This is a genomic window from Aquimarina rhodophyticola, assembly GCF_042434915.1.
Classification (GTDB): Bacteria; Bacteroidota; Bacteroidia; order Flavobacteriales; family Flavobacteriaceae; genus Aquimarina.
On sequence record NZ_CP170198.1, the window covers coordinates 2559751 to 2586336 of the forward strand.

Below are 26586 nucleotides of genomic sequence, written 5' to 3' on the forward strand. Positions count from 1 at the left end.
AAAGAAACCTTATGAAAAAACAACTACTCTTTTTCCTATGTCTGCTTCAGGTTGCACTTGTATTTTCTCAAAATTTCCCTGTACGTGTTACTCTGCAAGGGATTCCTCCCTATCCAAATAGCTTATCCGCATATGATAATACCGACCAGCTAAGAAGCCCAATCAATTTGCTCATTGAATTTAATGATCTTACCGCTGCAAGTCGCGCTGTAAAATTAAAAGTTTCTATAGAGGGCACCAACATTACGGCAACAAGCAAAGCTGTGATTACAGGCGCTCCTAACATTACACTCGATGCTGGATTTCCATTACGATTTAACAATACGGAGCTTGCCCCTTACTTTGCCTTACAAAATTTACAAGGCATTTCTGCACAGCAATATAACAATGCATTACCTGATGGACTGTACCGCATTTGTTTTGAAGTATTTGATGCCTTTAACGGTAATAAGCTATCCAACACGGGGTGTACGAATATCTTTTTGGTAAGTAGCGATCCACCATTTCTTAACAAACCAGAGAATCGTAGCAGTTTAATCGAGCAAAACCCAACCAATATTCTCTTTCAATGGACACCAAGACATGCTGGAGTTCCCAATGTATCTTATGAATTTAGTTTGGTAGAAATCTGGGATCGCTATGCAGATCCACAAGCAGTATTTTTGGCTTCTCCGCCAATATATCAAGAAATTACTACAACGACGAATCTATTGTATGGCCCTATACAACCACTCTTATTGCCGGGAAAACGTTATGCCTGGAGAGTACGGGCGATAGCTACCAATGCCGGTGAAGAGGTATCTGTTTTTAAAAATAACGGCTATAGCGAAATCTTTTGGTTTGATCACGCCAGTGATTGTATACCGGTAACCGCTGTCCAAGTACAGGATGCTACACTAACCACAGCTACTATCAGTTGGATAGGACAACCTGAGCATCTAGATTATACGATCAAGTACCGCGAAAAAGACGGCAACCGTTGGTATACTAAGACTACGCCTCGAGATTATATTACTATTGAAGAGTTTAGACCGGATACTGTGTATGAATTTGTGGTGTTGGGTAATTGTGATAGTGAGAGCTATGGTGAATCTCCGCTAAAAGAATTTAGAACACTCACCCAAGAGTTAGCAGAATATACGGATTGTGGTATCGCACCAGAGGATGTGGATTTATCCAATCAGGAACTGCTTAGTGAGCTGCGTGTAAACGATGTCTTTACCGCAGGGGATTTCCCGGTATATGTTAAAGAAGTATCTGGTTCAACCACCTTTAGCGGAGAAGGATATATTAGCACCCCCTGGCTGGCAACCGTGCGTATCCCTGTTACCTTTGATAATATTAAAATAAATACAGATAAGAAATTGATCGACGGATTTGTCATTACTACCTATGATCCTAATTGGGGGAGTATTGTAGATGCAGATGCGGTGATCGAAGAAATTACCAGAGATCCGGGAGATAAAAACGTAATCAAGGTAGATTTTGATATTATTGACGTTCAAGTCAGTAAAGATGGTAAAACAGTTACTTTAATAGGAAAAGACGGCCAAGAAGTTGTACGTGAAGGCGGCAAAGATGTGGTCTATCAAGATAGCAAAGGTGAGAACTGGGAGGTGAGCGCAGATGGTGCGGTAAAAAATAGTCAACAAGCTGATGGCGGTCCTGCGACTACCGAAACTACCGCGGGTATGGGCGGCAGTGGTGTGAATCAAATTACCTCAACTGAGGTACGTGTTGATTTTGAAAAAGGAAACGGTTATTATGCCTTTGATCCCTATCCAACGGTCACCACTGGTACATTGAAGGATGCCTATACTACGATCGATATTGCAGGCGGTGGCACCTATTATCCTCCATATAAAGCAATCTCCAACCTGCCAGGACATCCAACCGATATCCTTCTTGCTACAGCGACCTTTCAAAATAGCGAGTATACTACCGAGGATATTGTTTTTAAGACTAAAGAGGGAACAGAGATCCCTGCCGAATGGGTGGGTACTACAGCGACACTTACGTTAGAAAAGAAATTTGATTTTGTTAAAGAAGAGATCATTGCTACCGTAAAACCTAAAGATACTACACAAAAATATACAATTGCAGGTACGGCAAATTATTGGCATTTGGCCTCGCAAGAGGTAACCGATATTAACATAACACTAGTCCCTATAAATGGCGCCAGTTTGGATGGTATTAGAGAGCGTATCAACCTGATTTATAATCCTGCAGGAATTAATTTTGAAGTGACTGAGGCGGCTGCACTCACTATATCAGATACGACAATCGATGTGGGTAACAGTACCTTATTATCACAATATACAGATGGAGAAAAAGCCTGGATTGAACAGTTTAAAACACTAGGTAGCTATAAACGTGACACTTATTACTTATTTGTAACAGACATCCCTCCTACAGATGCTGATACAGATGGTTTTATGCCATTAAAACGGCAGTTTGGATTTGTATTTGCTGCTCAGGACAAAGGTCGAACAGCGGCACACGAATTAGGGCACGGAGTTTTTGGACTAGAACACACCTTCACCAAATATAACACCGATCAAGGAGCCACCAATCTTTTGATGGATTATGGCAACGGTACAGCGTTTACCCATATGGATTGGGAAAAAATGCATGCACCCGGTTTGCAACTCTATTGGTTTCAAGGGGATGAGGATGGGGAAATGTTAGCTCCTAGTAATGATATGCTCGCCACAAGGTTTATCGAAAAAATTAAAGCTTATATTGTAAGTAGGAATTTAGATAGGGATAATACAACTCCTATAGAGTATGATGGTCTTGAAATAGATCAAGCAGTTACAATCTTAGACGAAGTTATAATTACATCTAACAGCCAAGACTTGTTGGAAGTAAAGCACATAAACGTCAATACCACAGATGATGATGAATTCATTTTAGACTTAGTTGTGTCATCCAACAATTCATTTAATATTGAAAATTTTCTAGAGAGCATAGCCTCTGACTCAAATCAATTTTCTCAAGTAGAAGGAGAAAAAAGGTATTATTATCCATATAACGGTACTATTTCAGCTAGTGATAGAGCCGTTTTAGTAAGATCAGGAGCCTTATCACCGATACCCAGAAACCCAGGAATTTTTATTGCGCTACCAAATTCAAGTATTGAGAGTTTTGAAAAAAGTCTTTTATCATTCAGAGAGGATAGAGAAGCTCAGGAAAAATGGTTGAAAACCCTTAATAAAGCGATTGTTGATAAAGACTTCAAATTACTACAAAAATATCCTAGCGAAGCTTTAACGCTTACAGATTTAGCTGCGAGAAAATCCATTTTCTATGATTTACTGGATAGTTCTTTATCAGGAGCAAATCTCTGGAATAATTTGTTTGGCGTAAATGACGAGGAAACTATATTATTATCTCTATTCCATTCAATAATAAAGGATCAAGACGATATTCAAAACACAAATTTGTTGAACAATTTATTGAATTCTTATAATTCAAATAATATAGCTTATTGGGAAGTATTAAGTGAAGAAGTCAATAGCGGAGGTGATAATAATGAAGAATTATATAAACTTTTCGGACTATTAGCGTACAATTCTGACCAAGAAAACCTAATAGAATATATTAACGAACAGGGGTCTGTATCTACCATAAATGAAAATAGAGAGCGATTAATTTTAAGCCTGATTAGAGGACTTAGGAAAACCTCGCATAAAGCATTTATTGGTAAACTTAGGGAAGGAACAAATAGTCTGATTATCAATCTGAATCAAGAAATGGATGACAAGTCTATTAATCCATTTGATGGAGATAACTACACTACCTTTATCTCAGCACTGCTTAATATTTATAAAGAGAGTGAAGAAGTATACCTTGAAAGAATCAGAAATAAAGATTTCAATTTAGAAAATAACGATTTCAGTTTATATAAGACTCTTATACGTTTAGAACCAGCTATTATACCTACTCCTACATCCAATGTATCAGATTATGTCCCACCTTCTACAATCTATTATAGAGGAGAACTAAATGATAGAGGGTTAGTAAGAATCATAGAGGTCACAAAAACCTTTAAATGGGGTTGTGCTTCAAGTATGGGAGCAGTTGCTTGTGACTGGAGTTTTATAGCTGAATATGAAAATGTTTTTGTAGATGATATATCTCCTCTAGAGCCTTTGATTATTTATTCTGATCCAAAAATAAACTTGATAAAACTGGCTTTAGATGGTAATAATATAACCGAATCGGGAAATGCCTATATAGTACCAGCAATATATTTGGCATACACAGATCAAAAGCAATTTAACCAAAACGTTGAGGATGGCGTGATGTTAGCTCTTGATATTGTGACCATTTCCACCACAGGACCTGTGGCATTAGCCTCAAAAATAGGTAAAGTTAAACGGTTATTAGCTATTGCTGAGGTTTTTGGAGCTTCTGCTAATATTATAGTTAACACCAGCGAATTATCAGAAGATCAAAAGATTCAAGAATCGGTAAATGCATTTAATGATCTTATTGGATTTATAGGGTTAAAAAACTTAGGTAAAGGCGTATTAAATTCTTTCAAAAATTTACCTCAAGAAACAAAGATATTAATTGGAGAGAATAAAAGTATTCGAGAAGCTATAAGCTTACAATTAGACAAAATTGAATCTATTTCTTCAGATAAATATATAGGTCTATCAAATAATGCTAAAAAGGAATGGGACAAAATTGAGCAATTTAAGCAGCAGATATCCAAATTACTTGATAAAACAAATGATATCAATAATGCAGGGGGTGATTTATTTTCAGGTCTGAAAACCAAGCTTGGGAATAAACTAGATGATAATCAATGGCAAAGGTTTGAATCAGATTTTGCGAATAATGCAGATTTGTTAAAGAAGTTTGATGATAATCCAAACTTGGTAGATAGTTGGAAACTATTAGACGAAGCTAACTCCCCTCTTAAAACTAACATTGACGAATTAACTAAAGTCACTAATAATATTGATGACGTTAGAGACTTAGGTTATACTATTTGGAAAAAAATAGACGATTTAGATTTAAGTGATGCTTTTGCACATGTTAAGACAAGGAAGGCAGCACCAAGAAGAAAAGGAATTGTTGGTTGCCACGATAGAACAGCCTTTTTTGATCAAGATGTTATCAGAAGTGTAGATGCGTCTGGAAATCCTAGTTACACACCACAGATAAGCAAGACGGCAAACCAAGTTGAAGAAATAGTGATTACAAGAAAAGTGCCTCACTCGCAAGTTCCAGGTGTTGAAATTGTTGAATACAAAATACCATCATTAAGTAATTCAAATCCACCCTTGACTACAGGTCAATTAAAATCACCTAGTAACGGAGGAGTCAAAACAATATATGACCCTTCAATTTGGACTGATAATAAACTAGACAAAGCAGTAAGAGAAGCACTATCTGATGCAGCTAAGAAGAATGGAGATTTGATTGATGGACAATTTAGAGGTGTTACAAAAGATGGTTTTGAAATAGAGGGTTATTTGAAAGATATAAAAGTAGACACTTTTTACTTTTTATAGTTAGTTTTAAATGAATTGGTTGATAGAAAATAAGCGGTTTGATATGACTGACCTAATGGTCACCATAGATTTTGAACCCAAGAACGATCCCTTAAGGTATTTTTTATTAAGTATTGGCGTATTTAGCTACCCAAAATTTTTAGACTCTTTTAGTAGTTCTAAAAGTTACTACACACATGTCTCATCTCTGAGATTTTACAAAGATTTGGATTGGGAAGATTTAGAAGAATTATCAGAGGTAGGCGGTATTAAAGAGGGTGAGATTACAATATCTCATGAAGTTTATGGAGAAACAGTTTTAAAAGAAGCAGTTTTTAAGGAATTGATTTTGGACTATTCTCAAGAGCTATTAGAAACCTATAAAAATGACTCCTCTGCTCCTAAATTATGGAGCAACGAAATGACTGATGAGATAACCAAATTGAAGAATAAGTCGAGCTAAGTGTAACAGCTTGGCTTTTTACCCCCCGGCTAGCGCGAGCGTCTCGCTCGTGCCGGTAAGAGTAAGAAGATTGAGATAAAATAGAATAATAAAACCATGAGCAGAAAATATAAATTCCATAATCCATCAGCAGCACCCCTCTGGCGCTCATTTGAGCGAAGCGGAAACGAGTGACGAAACAAAAAAAAGCGTTTGTAACGCGACAAATGATAAAAAATAAAATAGCAAATTAGGCACTCGTTACAAACGAGCACCAGAAAAGAACTCGTTTCAAACGAGCAACAAAGAAAAACATAAAAAACCAACATACCAACAAAGCCCAATACGCATGAAACACTTCTACCTACTTATACTTACCTTACTTCTTACGTGCACAACGTTTGCCGGTATCGGTGATAAAGAAAAAACGAAATCCAACACAGCCAAAACCACTACGCCAGTATTGCCACCGGTGCAGTTACAACGGTCGTTTGGAGCCTTGGATCAGGCAGTGAACACCCAACTTAAGGAGCTGTCCGCAGCGCCAACGGTTCGTGACTTCTCACAGCATGAGCTGTACACACGTTTTGAGATGGATACGACTGTCAACGCTTTGCGATCAGAAGCAAAAACAGTGATTGATGAGTTGGTTGCAGAAAATAAGTTTTTGGAGAGTTTAACCGATTATTTAACCGGAGAAACCCCCGTTACCCTACCCATAGGGATCAAAAAAGAGATTGGTAGCTCTGAGTTTATTATGGGAGTGAGTAAAATCAAGTTGGGTAAGGACTATTCTGAGTTAGAAATTTTTGTACGTCTTAAGTTGCCTCAAATTGATGAAACCGGGCAGCAAAAAGAATTGTTTTTTGGTGCTAGCGGGGTAAAACTATCGCATAAAGGTGGATTGTTTGGTTCGGCAGATTTAGTTCTATTAGGTGATTTTGCAGTACCGCTACAAGGCAAAAGTATATTGATGGTCTTACAAGGTGGGTATGATCTTAAAACCGGTAATCTTGATAAAAAAACCTATGTAACCATTGATTGCGATGGTTTTAAAGAATTAGGAATTGCCGCAAATGTAGAATTTTCTCGAGAAAAAATACTCCCTGTTACTGCAGCTAATGAGATTGACCACTCCACTATTGGTAAAACCAACATAAAAAAGAAAGTAACCACCAGCTTTGAACTCGTAGCCAGTGACTGGAACGATATTTTGGTAGAGATCAATTTACCACGTTTTCAAATCCCCTCTTTAAAAAATACCATTTTTGAGGTGAATACCGCTGTACTAGATTTTAGTGACGTACGTAACTCAGCTGCTATCAAATGGCCGGAGGGCTATCAGGAAAAGTATTTGATTTCGGGAGAAGAGGATATCTGGCAAGGAGTATATGTCGAATCTTTGACTGTGGTACTTCCTAAACAATTTGAAGAACAAAATAACAGCAAACGTATCAGCTTTGGTGCCGAAAGATTGATTATTGATAACAACGGAGTGTCGGGTACTTTCTCTGCCAACAATGTATTACCGTTGGACAAAGGAACGGCTGGTGGATGGCAATTCTCGGTAGATAGTTTTAAAGTGGTCTTTGTAGCTGGCACCTTTGCTGGTGGTGGTTTTGGCGGTAAAATGGTACTTCCTGTTTCAACCTATCAGGGAGGAAGTGCAGATAAAAGCGATACTACTGCTTTGAATTACTCGGCGTTGATAGACGCATCAACTAATGAGTATACCTTAACCGCCAAGCCGACAGAATCTCTAGGATTTGACCTCTTTAAAGCCCGGGCAACTATAACTGAGAATAGTATCATTGAGCTTAAATTAGACGATGGTAAATTTCGTCCAAAAGCTATTTTACATGGCAATATGGCAATTAAAGGCTCTAATAATGGGTCGAAATCATCCACCGCCACCGCCGATTTTCAGGGGATTCTGTTTGAAAATTTTCAACTACAAACCGTTAGCCCAAAATTAAAAATTGGTTATGCCGGATACAAAGGCGAAGTAAAAGTCGGAAGTTTCCCAGCATCGATTTCAGAAATTGCGATTCGTGCCAATGGGGAGATCGCAGCCCTTGATTTTACCGTTGCCATCAATTTAATGGATAGTGATGGAGGTTTTAGTGGTGCTACCAGCCTCTCTGTAGAAGGAGAACTCGGTGAAAATCAAGGCCTGGAGAAATGGAAATTTAAACGTATCAAATTACGACGTATAGACATTGCAGCCGATGTCGGTTTTTTAATCGAAGGCTTTGTTGAGTTTAGAGAAAATGATCCGGTTTATGGCGATGGTTTTAGCGGACAAGTTAAAGCAACTTTTAAAGGTGGTATTGCCGTTACTATTAATGCAACTTTTGGTAAAACAACCTTTAGGTATTGGTATGTAGATGGATTAGTAGAAGGGCTACACTTAGTTATACCCACTGGGTTTGTCGTCACCGGATTTGGCGGCGGCGCTTCGTATCGCATGCGTAAAGATGGGTATAGTTCCAATATGGGCATCGGTACTTCTGGTGTAAAATATGTTCCTGATGAAAACAGTGGTCTGGGCGTTAAAGCGATGATGTTATTTGAAGTCACAGGAGGTGGCAGTGCTGTTAACGGTGGTTTTGGATTCGAAATTGCCTTCAACCGGCATGGCGGTATTAATCGGGTAAGTTTGTACGGGGAAGCGCATATGTTGCAACCCCCTGGGTATACTAATTCAGGTGATGAGATAGGCGAAAATCTTGGAGGTATCGTTGATAATGAATCTCAACTTCCAGATGGAGTAGAAAATCGATTGAAGGAATCAAACTTAATAGAAGCATCAAAAGCAATATATCCAGCTACCATGGCTGGTCAAAAAGGATTAAATGCATATGTGGCTATAGAATTTGACTTTACACAGGATACTTTTCACGGTACTTTTGAATTATACATTGATGTTTTTGGCGGAGTGTTCAAAGGTGTGGGTGCTGGCGGACGTGCCGGTTGGGCAGTAGTTCATTTTGGTCCAAGTAAATGGTATATTCATGTGGGAACCCCCACGGATCCTATAGGTTTAAAAGTAGGGATTGGCAGCGTAGCTCTTACTTCTAAAAGTTACTTTATGATGGGAGATTATATGCCTGCCTCTCCTCCACCCCCAGCTCAGGTTGCTAAGATTTTAGGCATGGACGCCGCAGAACTTGATTATATGCGGGATGAAAATGCTTTGCGTGGCGGACGGGGAATCGCTTTTGGATCCAAGTTTCAATTCGATACTGGTGACATGACTTTTTTGATGTTGTATGCACGGTTTGAAGCAGGATTTGGTTTTGACATCATGGTAAAGGATTATGGCAACACAATTTGTAGAGGTAGTGGTCAAATTGGCATCAATGGATGGTATGCTAACGGTCAAAGTTATGTCTATCTTCAAGGATCAATGGGAATTAGTTTTAAACTCTTTGGGAAACGTAAACGAATGCCTATAATCGAAGCCGGGGCCGCCACCTTAATGCAAGCAAAATTACCTAATCCGGTTTGGATCAAGGGCTATCTTGGTGGTTATTATAATCTGCTAGGCGGAATGATAAAAGGACGCTTTAGATTCGAAATGCAGTTTGGAGAAGAATGTGATATCATTAGTAGTGGATCACCTTTGGGTGATATAAAAATTATCGCCGATGTCAAACCTAGAAAAGATATGCGTGATGTCGATGTATTTGCGGTACCACAAGTTTCATTTAACATGCCAGTAGGAAGTACCATTCGTGTAGAAGATGAGGATTATAAGGTACATGAATACCGTTTTAAACTAGATGACTTTTGGTTAAAAGATGATTCTGGACGTATTGTGAGAGGGGAACAATCTTTAAATGAACATAATGATTTGCTAAGTTTCACTTCGACAGAAGTATTACCTCCAGAAAAAAAATTACGTTTATACGTATCTGTTGGTTTTGAAGAAAAAATAAACGGTCGATGGACGCCAGTAACCCATAATGGAGAGATTTTAAAAGAAGAAGAAAGTTTAAGTTTTACTACGGGAACCGCCCCCGATTACATCCCATTAACTAATATCGAATATTGTTATCCCGTAATTGAACAGCAATACTTTTTACCAAAAGAACATCCAAATGGATATATAAAATTAAAACGAGGACAAGAGTACCTTTTTCAATTACAAGCCGGATGGGCGCAACGTGCTTATCTTATTGATGACAATGAAAAAGCTACAGAGAGTAACCTATCCTATAACGTAGGACAAAAACAAGTAAACTTCAGCTTACCTGAAATGTCAAACTCCATGGAATATCAAGCGGTGTTACTTACTTTGCCTCCGGCGGCAGCCAAGGGAAGCGTAAATAGCAATTATAAAAGCAAAGATGTAGGTAATGGAAATACTATGGAAACCAAAAGCAATACGATTGAAGGATTAACTACCAATCCTGAGACCATAGAAATGCTCAATTACAATTTTGCTACTAGCGAACACGATACATTTAGCGCAAAAATGAAGGATAAGAAGTTCAAGTCTCCATTACGTGAAATCATCTACGCAGATGTACATAAGCTGAAAGCAGTGGTGCGTAAAAGTGAACCTTTTGACAAGGTTGAATTATCCGGTAATCAATATTCGGCTGGTAAGGCATTGGTAAAAGTAGAAGCCATACTTTCGAACAACACCTATTATGAGGAAGAGGTGTATCCACTGGTGTATAAGGATTATCCGATTAATGATTCATTGACCGTCGATCGGGATGTCTCCCTCATGGGATTACCACCCAAAAAAGGGATGGATCAATTGACCTGGTATCACTCGTATCTCGAGAGTCAGCCAAACAGTGACTTTCTGAATACTAGAATGCCACATACCTATAATTTACCCATTTATTTTAAACGAGATTTTATTGATATACAATACAAAGTGGTAAATGCCTACTTAAATGATCTGGATACCTATGCGACTGAGGTTGCAAAGTATGACTACATCATCAATGGTAGTTTTCCTTATATAAAACAAGGAAACTACAACTCCAAATACCAGTATGTACTACCGGGCGGAAAAGCAGGTACGCGAAGCAACTTTATGTATGTGAACCCAAATTAATTAAAGAAACATGTCAATTTTTAAGTTACCATATAAAACATCGGTCCTTTTAGTCCTTTTAGTCCTGGGTACTCAGCACTTCACTTTTGGCCAGACCAAAGAAGCTACGCACGAAGTAAAAGTGATCTCAAGACCACAAGAAGATCGTATTATGTTACGATGGGTTGCCAATACACCCATCGCATGGGTCAAAGGCAATCGTTATGGGTATACACTAGAGCGTTATACCATTTCGCGAGATCGAAAGACGCTACCTAAACCAGAAAAAATAATTATTGGTCAAAATTTTAAACCCGTACCGATGATGGAGTGGGAAAGTTTATCCGAAATCAATGATTTTGGGGCTACTATGGCACAAGCCTTATGGGGTGAAAGCTTTGTGGTACAAGGCGGGGGTGGTTTAGCTTCGATAATTAATAAAGCTGAAGAAACACAGCAACGTTTTGCTTTTGGGTTGTACGCGGCAGATCAAGATTTCAATATCGCACAAAAAGCAGGATTAGGATACATTGACACTGCTGTAAAACCTAACGAAAAATATCTCTATAAAGTAATCGCCAATACCCCAACTACCGAGTTAAAAATAAAAGAAGGTGGTGTGTTTACGGGTATCATTGATTATGAACCCTTACCAGAGCCCGTTGATTTTGTTGGTATTTTTCAGGATAACAGTACTCTACTTTCTTGGAATTCTACTTTGTTAAAGAATACCTACAACAGTTACATTATCGAACGCTCAGAAGACGGCGAACGGTTTAGCAAATTAGGAGATCTGCCCTATACTGCTATCCAAAAAGAGAAATCAGAAAACGATCGAACGATCTATATTGATTCAATTGTTAATGACAAAGCATATTTTTATCGAATCAAAGGCGTATCCTCTTTTGGAGAAGTAGGCCCTATGTCCAATGTGGTAACCGGAGAAGGAAAGAAAGTACTAAAGTTTGTACCCCATTTACTCTCAAAAACATTCAAGTCTGAAAGTGAAGTTGAACTCACTTGGGAATTTCCTGAAGAAGGAAATGTAGATATAAAAGGATTTACCTTAAAAAGATCCGATACAGATCGTGGTGCCTACATTCCGGTAGTGGAGAACATCCCACCCACGGCACGTAAAATAAGCTATACAAAGCTGCGGGCATCAAACTATTTCAAAATTACGGCAAATGGTAAAAATAATAATTATCGTGATTCGTTTACCATGCTGGTACAACCTGTCGATTCAATTCCGCCAGCTAAACCTGAAAAATTAGAAGGCCGTGTAGATAGTACAGGCGTTGTTACCCTACAATGGAAAGCGAACCATGAAGAAGATTTGCTAGGGTATCGCGTTTTCCGTGGAAACCTGGCAAAAGAGGAATTCTCTCAACTCACCCAATCCCCACAAATGAAACCGACTTTTGTGGATACCGTCAACATTAAAAGTCTAAATAGCAAAGTATATTATAAGATTATTGCGGTGGATCAACGTTATAATCTGTCTCCGGCTTCTGAGGTTTTAGTGCTGAAAAAACCAGATATCATTCCGCCAACCCCACCGGTATTTAAAACCTTTACTACAGCTAAGGGTAACGTACAATTAAGCTGGGCAAATAGTTCCAGTGATGATGTAGCTGCGCACTATATCTATCGCAAGCGGCTAAGCGATCCCAATTGGCAGTTAGTCTTTCAAACCACTAATCTTACAGAGCGTTCCTATGAAGATACCAATGTTGAAGAAGGGAATTCGTATAGTTATATTATTATCGCCAGAGATGAGAGCGGCTTAGAATCTCAACCGGGATCGCCAGTTTCTTTGCGTGTCTCTAGTACTGGACCAAAAAATAGTATTCGCGGTTTATATGGAGCAATAAATACTCTTGATAAATCGATTGTTTTGAGTTGGGGAACAAAAGGAGAGCAAATCACCTCGTACGAACTCTATCGTAAAGTAAATGAAGCACCCCTTACCTTATACAAAGTTTTACCCAAAGGCACCAAACTATTTACTGATACAAAGCTTACCATTAACTCTACCTACACCTATAGGATTCGTGCAGTTTTTGAAGATGGAAGGTATTCTAAGTGGAGCTCGGTTGAATTAAAATATTGATAGTATGAAGAAGGTAGTATGTTTTTTAGTGTTTTTATTGTTTTGTTCTAAATCTTTTAGTCAGACATATTCTGTTAGCGTTACCTATAGTGCATCATCTGATGATTGTCACGCCGCCTCTTTTCATTGGACTTTCAATGCACTTTCAGATAGCGAAGAAACGTATTTTATAGATTCCTTTAATATTGCTGGAAATAGTTTTGGAAATATTGGTAATACAAATAATTATACTCTACCCAATTACGAAATTTTTTCTCTTAACTTAGATGCTGGTTGTGAAGGTTTTAGAGGTGGAAAAGATTGTCAAGTTAATAAAACTGATACGAGAACTAGAGAACAATTGATCGTAAATTCTTCTTTAGGAGTTAGTTCCTGTAATGGATTTGTCCGTATATCTTCTTTTAAACCCAATTTGAGGATTACCCAAGTCCCTTCAGGAATATCTCCAGCCGGCACTATATGTATGGGGGATCAATTGGTGTTAAATGGTTTACCTACCTCTGGTAACGGGCGATTTCCTATTGAAGCATATCACTGGGAATATTCGTTGGATAATATGAATTGGACGAGTGTAGCAACTCCGTATAATGACACTTATAGCTTAACAGCGACCATGCAGGAGATTATAGGAGCTAATCATCGAAATTATTTGCGTAAAAACATTTATTTTAGATTAGGACGCGGCAGGGCGTTTTCATCAACGTATACAATTTTATATTCTCCCTGTGCTCCCCTTTTAGAACTGGTAGAGCCCAAAGATGTAAGTTGTCCAGGCAATGAGGATGGATGGTTTAGCTTATACTTTGATGAGCTGATTGATACAAATGATCATATTGATCTCGAATTATATCCAATAGAGAGTAATGGTATTTTAGGCCCTCAACATCAAACGTTTATTAGTAGAAATCAGTTTAGACAGGCAGACACACATTATGTATATGACTGGAAACCTAAAGATGATAATCTATCATATCCAGTACCTGCTAAAGCATACCGTATCAAATATCAATATCGAAAAAATGGAAACCAACCGCAAGGCTTTGAAACCTATCCATATGATATAACAGTTGGTACACCCAATCCCCTCACGTTTTCTACCACTTCTTCTGATGCGCCTTGTATCGATGGTCAAGGAACAGAAACCAAAGGAAGTATTACCATTACCGTGCCTAATCAAGCAGGAACTCCGCCCTATCGATATATCATTAATGGAGGTGATGGGGTTGCATTTTTGGGAAATACTGTTACAATTACTAATATCGATGTGGGAAGCTATACCATTGAGCTAACAGATGCTGGAAATTGTGTAGGAACATCGGGAGGTAACTCCTCTACTACAGAAACCATCAGTCCCGCCACTGCTATTGTTATCAATGGATCTAGCACAGATGCAACCTATGCAGGACGTGCTAATGGAGCCATCATCGCAACTGTGCAAGGAGGCACGCCCGTGAGTAGCGGACCTACCTATACGTATAGCTGGCGCAGTGATCCTGTGGTTACCATTCCGCCTGCAACTACAACGAATCCAAATATAAATACCTTTGAGATCTATCTCCAAGATTTGCCTGCTGCTACCTACACCCTCGATATTACCGATGGTAATGGCTGTACGGAAAGCTCCGAATTTATTGTAAGTGAGCCTCCTCCGCTAGTTTTTGATACGCTGCTTAACACCGATGTAATCTGTGGAGATAATGACGCCACTAATGATGATGGTACGATTAGTGCTAAAGCTACCGGAGGGATTCCGCCTTATCAATATCAACTACTACGTAAAAACGAACTAGATGTCTTTGGAGCTTATGGAATGCCTGTAGTGCTTGAAGAAACACAGACTTTTGAGTCAACCATGCTCTCTGGGGGGGTGTATCAAGTACAGCTTGCAGATAATACGGAAGATCCGCAGAATACCAATCCTGTGGTGTTCTCAACCGAAATCGAGATTATACAACCACAACCTTTCTTTATTCAAAACATTACCCTAGAGGAAGCTCAATGTATAGGACAAGCCTCAGGAAGTATGACCTTTGATATTCTGGGGGGAACTGGCACCTATATCTTAGAACTTCTTAAAGAAGGAGATCCTGCATTTCAAAGAGTCATAGAAAATATACCTCATAATAGCATGGGCGTTACGGTGGGTGATTTAAGTCGCGGAGTGTATACCTTAAATATTATCGATGAGAATATGTGTGAACTCATCAATCCTTTTGTTCAACGTATTGTAACTATTAAGGATCCTTCGCTGATCTATAATGTAGATCTCGGCAACAACAAAGTATTATGTAAAGATCAAACCCATACAGTCGATGCTTTTATTAGCGATCCTATGGCGCACTATGTATGGCAAGCTGATAATGGATTTAGCAGTCAAGATTCCCAGATCACTATTGACAAAACTGGACTGTATAGCGTAATTGTAACTACAGCCCTAGGATGTGAGATTACCAGTAGTATTGATGTAGTTGTATTGGATCAACCTATACTGCCAGAATTTGTCGTACCCTCTGATCTTTTTGCTAAAGAAAGCTTTATCCTAGTAGATGTAAGTAATCCGCTGCCCGATACCGTAGAATGGCTAGTACCTAAAGAAGCAATAGTTACTGAGAGTTCGCAAGGCTATGCAGAAATTGCTTTTGAAAAGGCTGGAACGTATGAACTTGTTATGAAAACAACTATTGGCGCATGCGAAGCTTTTGCTACCAAAACTATCGAAGTACGCGCCGCTTCTTTTGATAAAAAGAATAATGGAAATTCAGAGTTGAGCCTCTATCCCAATCCCTCTCAAGGAGATTTTACCATAGACCTAACTTTTGAGCAAGAAGCACCAGTGGATATTAAACTATTTAGTATGGTGAATAATGCATTACTCTATTCTCAAACAAGTACAGCAGAAAAAATACACCTTGTTGATCTCAATCTTAAAGGAAGCTTATCCACAGGCGTGTACCTACTACTCTTACAGTCTCCCGAAAAAAATTATGTTAGGAAGATTGTGGTAGAGTGAATTTTAAATAATTAATAATAATGAAGAAGGTTTTATTAACATTACTTTTATTGCTGATTTGCAATGTTGTGTTTTCACAATATATGGTGCGCTACGATATTACGGCTACAGATCCTAATGACATCGAATATGGATATACAGAAATTGAGATAACGGATAATTTAAACAATCTAAACATCTACATCTTAGAAACAGGAGATGGCTTGCCCGGTGATCAATCCCCTAGAGAAAGAAGGAATAGAAAAGGTAGCCCATCATTTGAAGGTTTACCCTCATCCCTACGATTTAATAGCGCTTATGGTATAACTGCGGATGCAACGTTAGAGGAGTGTAATAACGGTACAAACATTATCCCATTAGATCTTCCAAAGAAACCATTTTTTGGTCCATATGTCAATGGTTCTGAGACGTATTTCAATTGTGACTTAGCACTTGAAGCTGGGTTTATTCAAATTTTCAAATTAAATAATTTACCCTCTCCTGGTGAGAAGTCATTCTGCGAGGAAGATACCATTATACTAAATCCAGGAAATTTTCATCCTTCTATAAAAAGAGTTTTATATCAAATCAGCACCATGGCTAGGCAAGAAGTATTATTTGACTTCAGTTCAGAATACAAGTATTCTGCAATGGTAAATCTATCCACATTAAATCTAGAAAATGCTGCAAATATAAGATTTCAATTAGATTATGGCACTGTCCAATCAAATACACAAATTTATAATTTAAGAAAGTGTTCCCCAAAAATAGTTGATGTATCTCCCACCCAAACGAATTGTTCTGATAGTACCGATGGAGGGTTCGTCATAGAATTGGACAGAACTATCGAAGCTAACGATGCTTTGAATTTTGATTTATTTATAGTTGATAATGATGGTGCGAACGTTTTGGAAGTAGAACCCGAAGTTATTGCATATCGAGATGACATCAAACGAATAGATGGTAAATATTATTATACTTGGCCTGATACTTTGGATGTAGGTAGGTATCGGGTACAATTTCAAACAAATTCTTCCGCAAAGCCTGAAGTGTCGGAGATATTTAATATTTCATCTCCTGATCCTGTTTCTTTTACAACCTCAAGTACCGATATCCCATGTGCAACAGCCCAAGGTGAATCTATATATGGAACAATCACTATTAACGCAACTGGAGGCAATGCTCCGTACGAATATCAAATCGACGATGAACCTTGGGTTGAGTTTTCCGGAAGTACAACAGTTCCAAAAGAAGTAGGAACATATGCTATTAAGGTTAGAGATAAATTTTATTCATCAAAAAAAGGAGGATGTATAGCAAAAAATCCTGACAAATCTGAAAAAATTTTAACAGAAACCATCAGGCCTGCCACTGCTATTGTTATCAATGGATCTAGCACAGATGCAACCTATGCAGGACGTGCTAATGGAGCCATCATCGCAACTGTGCAAGGAGGCACGCCCGTGAGTAACGGACCTACCTATACGTATAGCTGGCGCAGTGATCCTGTGGTTACCATTCCGCCTGCAACTACAACGAATCCAGATAATACTACCTTTGAGATCTATCTCCAAGATTTGCCTGCTGCTACCTATACCCTCGATATTACCGATGGTAATGGCTGTACGGAAAGCTCCGAATTTATTGTAAGTGAGCCTCCTCCACTAGTTTTTGATACGCTGCTTAACACCGATGTAATCTGTGGAGATAATGACGCCACTAATGATGATGGTACGGTTAGTGCCAAAGCTACTGGAGGGATTCCGCCTTATCAATATCAACTACTACGTAAAAACGAACTAGATGTCTTTGAAGCTTATGGAATGCCTGTAGTACTTGAAGAAACACAAACTTTTGAGGCAACCATGCTCTCTGGGGGGGTGTATCAAGTACAGCTTGCAGATAATACGGAAGATCCGCAGAATACCAATCCTATGGTGTTGTCAACCGAAATCGAGATTATACAACCACAACCTTTCTTTATTCAAAACATTACCCTAGAGGAAGCTCAATGTATAGGACAAGCCTCAGGAAGTATGACCTTTGATATTCTGGGGGGAACTGGCACCTATATCTTAGAACTTCTTAAAGAAGGAGATCCTGCATTTCAAAGAGTCATAGAAAATATACCTCATAATAGCATGGGCGTTACGGTGGGTGATTTAAGTCGCGGAGTGTATACCTTAAATATTATCGATGAGAATATGTGTGAACTCATCAATCCTTTTGTTCAACGTATTGTAACTATTAAGGATCCTTCGCTGATCTATAATGTAGATCTCGGCAACAACAAAGTATTATGTAAAGATCAAACCCATACAGTCGATGCTTTTATTAGCGATCCTATGGCGCACTATGTATGGCAAGCTGATAATGGATTTAGCAGTCAAGATTCCCAGATCACTATTGACAAAACTGGACTGTATAGCGTAATTGTAACTACAGCCCTAGGATGTGAGATTACCAGTAGTATTGATGTAGTTGTATTGGATCAACCTATACTGCCAGAATTTGTCGTACCCTCTGATCTTTTTGCTAAAGAAAGCTTTATCCTAGTAGATGTAAGTAATCCGCTGCCCGATACCGTAGAATGGCTAGTACCTAAAGAAGCAATAGTTACTGAGAGTTCGCAAGGCTATGCAGAAATTGCTTTTAAAAAGACTGGAACGTATGAACTTGTTATGAAAACAACTATTGGCGCATGCGAAGCTTTTGCTACCAAAACTATCGAAGTACGCGCCGCTTCTTTTGATAAAAAGAATAATGGAAATTCAGAGTTGAGCCTCTATCCCAATCCCTCACAAGGAGATTTTACCATAGACCTAACTTTTGAGCAAGAAGCACCGGTGGATATTAAACTATTTAGTATGGTGAATAATGCATTACTCTATTCTCAAACAAGTACAGCAAAAAAAATACACCTTGTTGATCTCAATCTTAAAGGAAGCTTATCCACAGGCGTATACCTACTACTCTTACAGTCTCCCGAAAAAAATTATGTTAGGAAGATTGTGGTAGAGTGAATTTTAAATAATTAATAATAATGAAGAAGGTTTTATGTTTTTTTGATTTTTAGCTTATTATTTTTTAATGGGTTTACTCAAAATTATACGTTAAACTTGAGGGGATCTATCCCCTCAAGCGCTCGTTTGAGCGAAGCGGAAACGAGTGACAAAATAAAAAAAAGAGCATTTGTAACGCGATAAATGATAAAAAGAATAATAATAATAATAATAATAATAAAATAAGATTAAATTAGTAGATCACTCCTGTTATACTAGCTTTATATAATACATAAGTAATGCGAAGCGTTACACCAATGCTTCAAAGTAGTTGATTAAAGAGTAAGAGGCCCGAAAATCGGGTTAGAAAGCTTAATTTGAACCTTCAAGGGCAGCTACTTATCCAAACAATAGCTTATTATGGGGCTAATACCCTTAAGAAGGATCCATCGAAATATTTAATCAATTCTTATATCTACCTTATTAATGGATAACACCTATTGATGTATGGGTTAGCCCCACATTTACAGAAGATCTTTTAGTAATCAATTAAGATATATCTATTACAAAACAAAAATCGAGAGTCTAGGCTCTCGATTTTTACTGCAAATTATAATATATAAAATCAGATTAATTAAGAAACTGCTTTAAGTTTTTTAATTGTTGATTTGTTTAGCTTCTTGTCGGCATAATCCTTAGTTACTCTAAACTCGGTATCCTTACTATCTGGTAATTCATACATAGCGTCTGTTAGAATAGCTTCACATAGAGAACGTAACCCACGGGCACCAAGTTTATACTCTACCGCTTTATCTACAATATAATCCAAGGCTCCATCGGTTATAGTAAAAGCGATATTATCCATCTCAAACAATTTTTGATATTGTTTTATAATAGCATTTTTTGGCTCTGTAAGAATAGAACGTAATGTCTGCGTGTCCAAAGGATTCATATGAGTTAATACCGGTAAACGACCTATAATTTCGGGTATCAATCCAAAGTCTTTTAAATCCTTTGGAATTATGTATTGCAGCATATTATCTTTTTCGATAACATCCTCACTCATTGATGCACTAAAACCTACTGCTTGCATGTTCAAACGCTTTTGTATGATTTTATCGATACCATCAAAAGCCCCACCAGCTATAAATAATATATTCTCAGTATTTACCTCAATAAATTTTTGGTCTGGATGCTTACGTCCTCCTTTTGGTGGCACATTTACGACAGTACCCTCCAATAATTTTAACAATGCTTGTTGAACCCCTTCACCTGATACATCTCTTGTGATACTAGGATTGTCACTCTTACGGGCAATTTTATCAATTTCGTCAATAAAAACAATACCTCTTTGAGCTTTTTCTAAGTTATAATCTGCTGCCTGCAAAAGACGTGTCAAAATGCTTTCCACATCTTCTCCCACATATCCTGCTTCAGTAAGTACCGTGGCATCAACAATAGCCAAAGGAACATTCAACATTTTGGCAATGGTTTTGGCAATAAGGGTTTTACCTGTACCCGTCTGCCCAACCATGACAATATTACTTTTCTGGATTTCGATATCATCATCGGTAACTGGCTGAAGTAATCTTTTATAATGATTGTAAACAGCAACAGACATTACTTTTTTGGTAAACTCTTGACCGATTACATAATCATCCAAAAATGTCTTAATCGACATAGGCTTACGAAGCATTAGCTCATTACTTAACTCTCCTGTATCTTCATCCCTTGCCTCTTCTACAACAATCCCATGAGCCTGCACGATACAACGATCACAAATATGAGCATCTAATCCAGCAATAAGTAGATTGGTTTCAGGCTTTTTCCTCCCGCAGAATGAGCATTCTAAGTCTTCTTTCGGCATAATGTATTATTTCATTAATAGTAGTATTTTGCTACGTTGCTTTATAAAACGCAGCAAAATACATTATATTTTTTAGTCTCTTTTAAGAATTTCGTCAATCATACCATATTCTAAAGCCTTATCTGCTTTCATCCAGTAATCTCTATCGCTGTCATCGTACACTTTTTCATAAGTTTGTCCAGAATGTTTTGCGATAATACGATATAATTCTTCTTTTAACGTAAGAATTTCTCTTGCCGTAATTTCAATATCACTGGCTTGTCCTTGCGCACCTCCTAGCGGTTGATGTATCATCACACGGCTATGTGGTAATCCAGAACGTTTTCCTTTTTCACCTGCACAAAGCAATACAGCACCCATTGATGCAGCCATCCCAGTACAAATTGTTGCTACATCAGGCTTTATAAATTGCATGGTATCATAAATACCAAGTCCAGCATACACGCTTCCACCTGGAGAATTAATATAAATTTGAATATCTTTTGAAGAATCAACACTCTCCAAAAAGAGAAGCTGAGCTTGTATAATATTAGCAACTTGGTCATTAATACCAGTTCCCAAAAAGATAATTCTATCCATCATAAGACGAGAAAACACATCGAAGATAGCTACATTCATTTGACGTTCTTCAATAATATTTGGTGTCATACCAACGGGGTACATACTACTAACTATTTGATTATAATAGTTACTATTTATCCCGTGATGCTGGGTGGCATATTTTTCAAATTCTTTTCCGTAATCCATAGTATTTTTTTGAGTAATTTATTTTTAAAAAAAGGCGCAAACCTATACCGGTTAAACGCCTTAAATATAAGTATAAATTCTTATAGTTTGGTCGCAGATTTATTTGTAAACCTCCTTAACAAACTCATCAAAAGTTACCTCTTTTGTCTTCAATTTAGCATTTTCTTTGTAAAACGTTAACATTTTCTGACTCATCAATTGCTCAGATATACGTTTTACTTCATCCTGATTTGAAAGAATACGAGCAGCGATATCATCAAGCTCTTTATCCTCTGGCGACATTTGTCCAAATTGCGCCATTTGAGACTTGATCAAATCTTTTGAAAAAGCTTTTAACTCATCAAAAGTAACCTGAAGATTATTTTCATTTATGATCTTACCTTCGATTAACTGATAACGTAATCCCTTTTCACTTTTTTCATATTCGTCTTTTGCTTCATCCTCTGTCAAAACTTTTTCTCCAGTAACTTGGATCCATTTCTTCAAAAATTCTGAAGGTAGTTCGAATTTAGTATTTTCAAGCATACTCTCAGTCACAGCATTCAATAATTGCTGATCAGATTGTTGTTCAAATTGACGTTCTGCATCTGCCTTAATTCTTTCTTTAAGCTCAGAAACTGTTTTTACTGTGTCTGGACCATATAATTTATCAAACAATTCTTGATCCAGCTCGGCAAGCTCCTGCGTATTGATTTCTTCGACAGTAAACTGTACTTCAATATCTAAATCATGTGCATCGTCGTGATTAATTTTTAAAGCAGCTATAAGGTCGTGATCATCTGCAAATAGGCCTTTAGTTTTTACTGTAATTACATCACCAACTTTTGCTCCAACAAATTTGTCTAGATTTTTCTTGCCCTTAAGTTTTTCTAATTCTAGCGAAGTTTTATTCTCAATCGCTTTCTCCTCATTCACAAAGGTTCCCGAAAGTACATCTCCAGCTGCAGCGACTTCTTTGGAGATCAACTTACCATACTGTTTTTGCATGGTAGTAATCTGATTATCGATCATCTCCTCTGTAGGAACAATTTTATAATTAGTGATCGCCTTTTTTCCATTGATATTTACCTCAAAATCTGGCGCTAAGCCCAATTCGAATTTAAATGAGTAGTCGTCTGCCTCCCAATTAAAATCCTCTTGTTCTTTTGGTAAAGGGTTACCTAGAACGTCTAATTTTTCTTCAGTAAGGTATTTATTTAAGGCGTCCTGCAATAATTTATTAACTTCGTCTACCAATACAGCTTTACCATATTGCTTTTTGACAAACCCCATAGGCACATGTCCTTTTCTAAAACCAGGGATGTTAGCCGTTTTACGGTAATCTTTTAATATTTTTTCTACTTTATCACTATAATCCGCTTTTGCGATATCTACAGTAACAACAGCATTTAAATCGTCTAATTGCTCTTTTGAAATATTCATTATCTCTACTTTTTCTACTTAAAAATCGGGATGCAAAAGTAATACTTTTTTGTATCAGAACAAAGTTTTAACTTACTGAATAACAGTTGTCTTTATTCTTTATTTAAAAGAGAATATAAAACCGACTGAAATATGGAGAGTAATATACTAAAAATCAATGCCCACAACCATCCCTCGACATTAAATCCTCCTACAAAATGATCTGCGATTAGAATTATTGCCGAATTAATTATCAATAAAAATAGTCCAAGAGTTAAAATTGTAACAGGCAAGGTCAGTACAATTAAAATAGACCTTAATACAGCATTGAGAATAGCCAAAACCAAGGCTACAAGGATGGCGCTTATATAATTTACCACTGCGACACCAGGCAGTATTTCTGCCAAAACCATAACAGCCAATGCACTAAGAATAATTTTTACTAGAAATCTCATAATATATATTTTATAAAAGGAAAGATACAAAATCTGTCCAATAAAAAACCTGCTAAGCACATGTCTTAGCAGGTTTAGGTATAAACTTATGAAACGTTTTAATTCACATCATTACTCAAAGTAACATTGCCGTCAAAAGTACCCGCTTTTACTTTAGGTACATTTGTTTTGTATTTTTTCTTTAATACATCTAAAATGTCATTAGCCAACACGGCATGAGCACGCGGTAATGGATGCACGCCATCCAATGAGAAAGCTCCACCACTACCAAATTCTGAAGTAATTACTCCACCATCATAGGCAATACCACCATTTGCAATCTGTGATAGCGCTGCATTAGCATCATAAAATGCCAAGTCATTAGCATCGGCTATTGCCTTAATAGTAGCATTAAACGAAGCTTGCGCTGAAGAAACTAACGCCTGTTCTTCTGGCGTCAATACATACTGATCCTCTAAAGGCACTCCTACTCCAACGGTTGTTGCAGGATTATTAGGATCTAAACGAGTTCCTATTACTCGACTAGCCGTTAGCACTAATAAATCTTCAGCAGTTGCCTGACGTAGTTTAGGTAAACCTGCAAAAGCTGCATTGATCGCACCAAGATCTGTCAAGTCTTCGTCTATAATTACTACAGCATTTTGACCAGCTTCAAAATTAATAGTTCTTTTAGCTGCTTCTTCGGCAGTAAATTGTCCAGTTCCAGCTAAAGCGGCTAACGCTTGCTGAAGTCCTCCATTATACTGAGCATATGCCATGTTAGTTTCGGTTGCAGTCTTTTTATCCATAGGAACTGGATTGAAAGGAACTGTTGTAAAATATGGAATAGAAGTAACATTAGGTATATTTAAAAGTATCCCATCAGCCCCATTTGCAGTTAAGCTAGCAACTAGTTGGGAATACACAGCCCCAAAAACATTGGCGTTAGTAATATCATTACTGCCATAGGTCGATGGATCTAGATTCCCTGTTTCATTATGATCTACACCCACACCTCCTGAGGTTGCATATCCAAGAATGTCATTATTACCAATCCAAAGACTAAAAAACGTTGGATCCTGCGCTACAGCATCACCAATAATTGAAGCCGTTGCACTCGAGGCAAAACGTGCATAATATGGATTTGCCGCCCCAGTTGCTACTCCTGCTACATTCCCATAACCTTCGGCTACCAAATGAAAACTTTTTGCTCCAGGGGCTCCAAGATTGTTAAAGGGCCCAGTTAAAGTAGTCGAAACATCGGTCGAAGCTTGTCCGCCGGTATACACGGCCGGACTGCGGTTTCCTTCGGCATCAAAAGCCAACACCAATCGATTGGGTTGTATTTGAGTTCCACTCAATAAGAGACCTCCAGTATTATCTGCCATCAAGGGCTGCTTAAACTCACCACCACCAGCAAATTCGAATTGCTGTGCCAAAATATTTGGATAGGAATTTTCTTGACCTGTTATATATAACGAGGCATCTGCATAACCTGCGGTTAACGAATTACCCAAGGCTACATAATTTGAGAAATCTGCCTCTCCACTTACAAATACTTCTGACTCCTCTACTGGATTATCAAATTCTGGCTCACATGCTACTATCCCTAAGGTTAGAATAGCAAGATATTTTATATTATTTTTCATCATCATCTTAATATTTTCAATTACAATTTATATGTTAACCCTAAACCTGGTGAGAATGCACTAGACTTGTACGTACCTTCAAATGGTACAGCTTGTCCATTGATATCTGCATTAAAGTCATAACTTGCATCAACTTCTTTGAAATGGATGTAGAAAAATGATGCGTCAATTGCTAATTTTGGTGTAATTGCAAAGCTTAAACCACCTGTATACCCATCTGAATCGTTACGAGGAGTTTCTGGCGCAAAATAGCCTGGACGTACAGGAGACTCATCACGATAGTACCCAGCTCTCAATGTTATTTTTGAGGTTGCCTCGTACTGTAACCCAAAACGATATACAGAAGAGTCCTTATAATTACGTGGATTTGTTGAGTCTGGATTAATATCTGTGTTTTTGAAATCTATATCTAATGACTCGTATACACTCCAATATTGTCGATTAAAATCAAATGCAAATAACCACTTATCGCAAAATTCGTAAGATACTCCTACCGATAATTCTGCAGGCATAGGTAATTCTGCATCAAAGGTGGTAGTACCATTAGCAGCTGATACTGCTGGAGAATTTGGTACGTTTTGAAAAACAGCCTCTCCTCCTTCAGCCTTTAAAATAATTTCACTGCGATAGTTAAATCCTAATCGTATTTTTTCTGTAGGATTAAACATAGCACCTACACTCCATCCCCAGTTATTCACACCAGTATCATCAATAGTTACCTCGGCTCTATTTCCGTCAATATCTGTTAAAGTTCTGGTCAAATTACGATTAAAATTAACCGAACCTGTTACAAAAATTGGACCCCCTCCAATACTAAAATAATCTGAAACTCTAAAGGAAACTACTGGCTGGATAAACACTGCAGCTAGATCGATGTTATTTACCAAATGTGATCCAGCCCAATCATCGGGCCATACTACTTCGCTTCCGTAAGGCGTATATACACCAAGACCTAACGCCATCCAATCATTTACTTTATAGGAAGCATATACATTAAGTGGAGTACCTACAGAATTATCTGTTTCTGAAGAGATACCCAACGCCTCATTTTGGTAAATTACATCGGTAAAGATTCCGCTTGCTCCTACACTCACATTTAATTTATTTTCTAGATAAACTAAACCTGCAGGATTAAAAAACACTAATTCAGCGCTATTCACTACCGCCACTCCCGTATGACCCATGGCCATAGCTCTCTGTCCTTGCACACTAACTCTATATCCGCCAGCATAGGTAAGCGAGCTTACCAAAACGAATAGAACTAATAATAATAGTTTTTTCATAATTGATCAAATTGTTTTTTTAGATACGTAAATTATAGTTTCAAATTTAATAGAAAATACCAATTATCCAACAAAATGTATGAAATATTATGCATA

12 protein-coding genes are annotated in these 26586 nt (G+C 37.8%); 6 read left to right on the forward strand and 6 right to left on the reverse strand.

All coding sequences use genetic code 11. The features are described from left to right. The first annotated feature begins 11 nt into the window (after positions 1–11). The 6 genes from ACE939_RS11115 (at position 12) to ACE939_RS11140 (ending at position 19130) form a co-directional block, all read left to right on the forward strand. Positions 12–5528 (forward strand): hypothetical protein, encoded by a 5517-nt coding sequence (locus ACE939_RS11115; RefSeq protein ID WP_378185650.1) that lies wholly within the window; start codon positions 12–14, stop codon positions 5526–5528. Positions 5529–5538: 10 nt separating this feature from the next. Then, positions 5539–5970 (forward strand): hypothetical protein, encoded by a 432-nt coding sequence (locus tag ACE939_RS11120; protein ID WP_378185652.1) that lies wholly within the window; start codon positions 5539–5541, stop codon positions 5968–5970. A 328-nt stretch (positions 5971–6298) separates the two neighbouring features. Continuing rightward, positions 6299–11026 carry a hypothetical protein gene (locus tag ACE939_RS11125; protein ID WP_378185653.1) on the forward strand — a complete coding sequence of 1576 codons (4728 nt, stop codon included), beginning with the start codon at positions 6299–6301 and terminating at the stop codon, positions 11024–11026. Positions 11027–11036: 10 nt separating this feature from the next. Beyond that, positions 11037–13118, forward strand: a complete 2082-nt coding sequence (locus ACE939_RS11130) for a fibronectin type III domain-containing protein (RefSeq protein ID WP_378185654.1) — start codon at positions 11037–11039, stop codon at positions 13116–13118. A 4-nt stretch (positions 13119–13122) separates the two neighbouring features. Continuing rightward, positions 13123–16128, forward strand: coding sequence for a T9SS type A sorting domain-containing protein (locus ACE939_RS11135; protein WP_378185655.1), 3006 nt, complete (start codon positions 13123–13125; stop codon positions 16126–16128). A 20-nt stretch (positions 16129–16148) separates the two neighbouring features. Then, complete coding sequence (locus tag ACE939_RS11140) at positions 16149–19130, forward strand: T9SS type A sorting domain-containing protein (RefSeq protein WP_378185656.1); 2982 nt, start codon at positions 16149–16151, stop codon at positions 19128–19130. Positions 19131–19743: 613 nt separating this feature from the next. Here ACE939_RS11140 and clpX read toward each other — a convergent pair. The 6 genes from clpX to ACE939_RS11170 form a co-directional block, all read right to left on the reverse strand. Beyond that, the gene (clpX, locus tag ACE939_RS11145) at positions 19744–20976 is read right to left on the reverse strand and encodes an ATP-dependent Clp protease ATP-binding subunit ClpX (protein WP_378185657.1); all 1233 of its coding nucleotides are present in this window, start codon (positions 20974–20976) and stop codon (positions 19744–19746) included. A gap of 72 nt (positions 20977–21048) precedes the next feature. After that, positions 21049–21723 carry an ATP-dependent Clp endopeptidase proteolytic subunit ClpP gene (clpP, locus tag ACE939_RS11150; RefSeq protein ID WP_378185658.1) on the reverse strand — a complete coding sequence of 225 codons (675 nt, stop codon included), beginning with the start codon at positions 21721–21723 and terminating at the stop codon, positions 21049–21051. Between the two features lie 99 nt (positions 21724–21822). Continuing rightward, positions 21823–23145 (reverse strand): trigger factor, encoded by a 1323-nt coding sequence (gene tig / locus ACE939_RS11155; RefSeq protein WP_378185659.1) that lies wholly within the window; start codon positions 23143–23145, stop codon positions 21823–21825. 92 nt (positions 23146–23237) lie between these two features. Beyond that, the gene (locus ACE939_RS11160) at positions 23238–23579 is read right to left on the reverse strand and encodes a phage holin family protein (protein WP_378185660.1); all 342 of its coding nucleotides are present in this window, start codon (positions 23577–23579) and stop codon (positions 23238–23240) included. Positions 23580–23677: 98 nt separating this feature from the next. After that, a complete protein-coding gene (locus ACE939_RS11165) occupies positions 23678–25207 on the reverse strand; it encodes a G-D-S-L family lipolytic protein (protein ID WP_378185661.1) in 1530 nt (509 codons plus the stop codon). A 20-nt stretch (positions 25208–25227) separates the two neighbouring features. Continuing rightward, entirely contained in the window at positions 25228–26490 is a 1263-nt protein-coding gene (locus tag ACE939_RS11170; RefSeq protein WP_378185662.1) for an OmpP1/FadL family transporter, read from the reverse strand. Between the last annotated feature and the right edge of the window lie 96 nt (positions 26491–26586).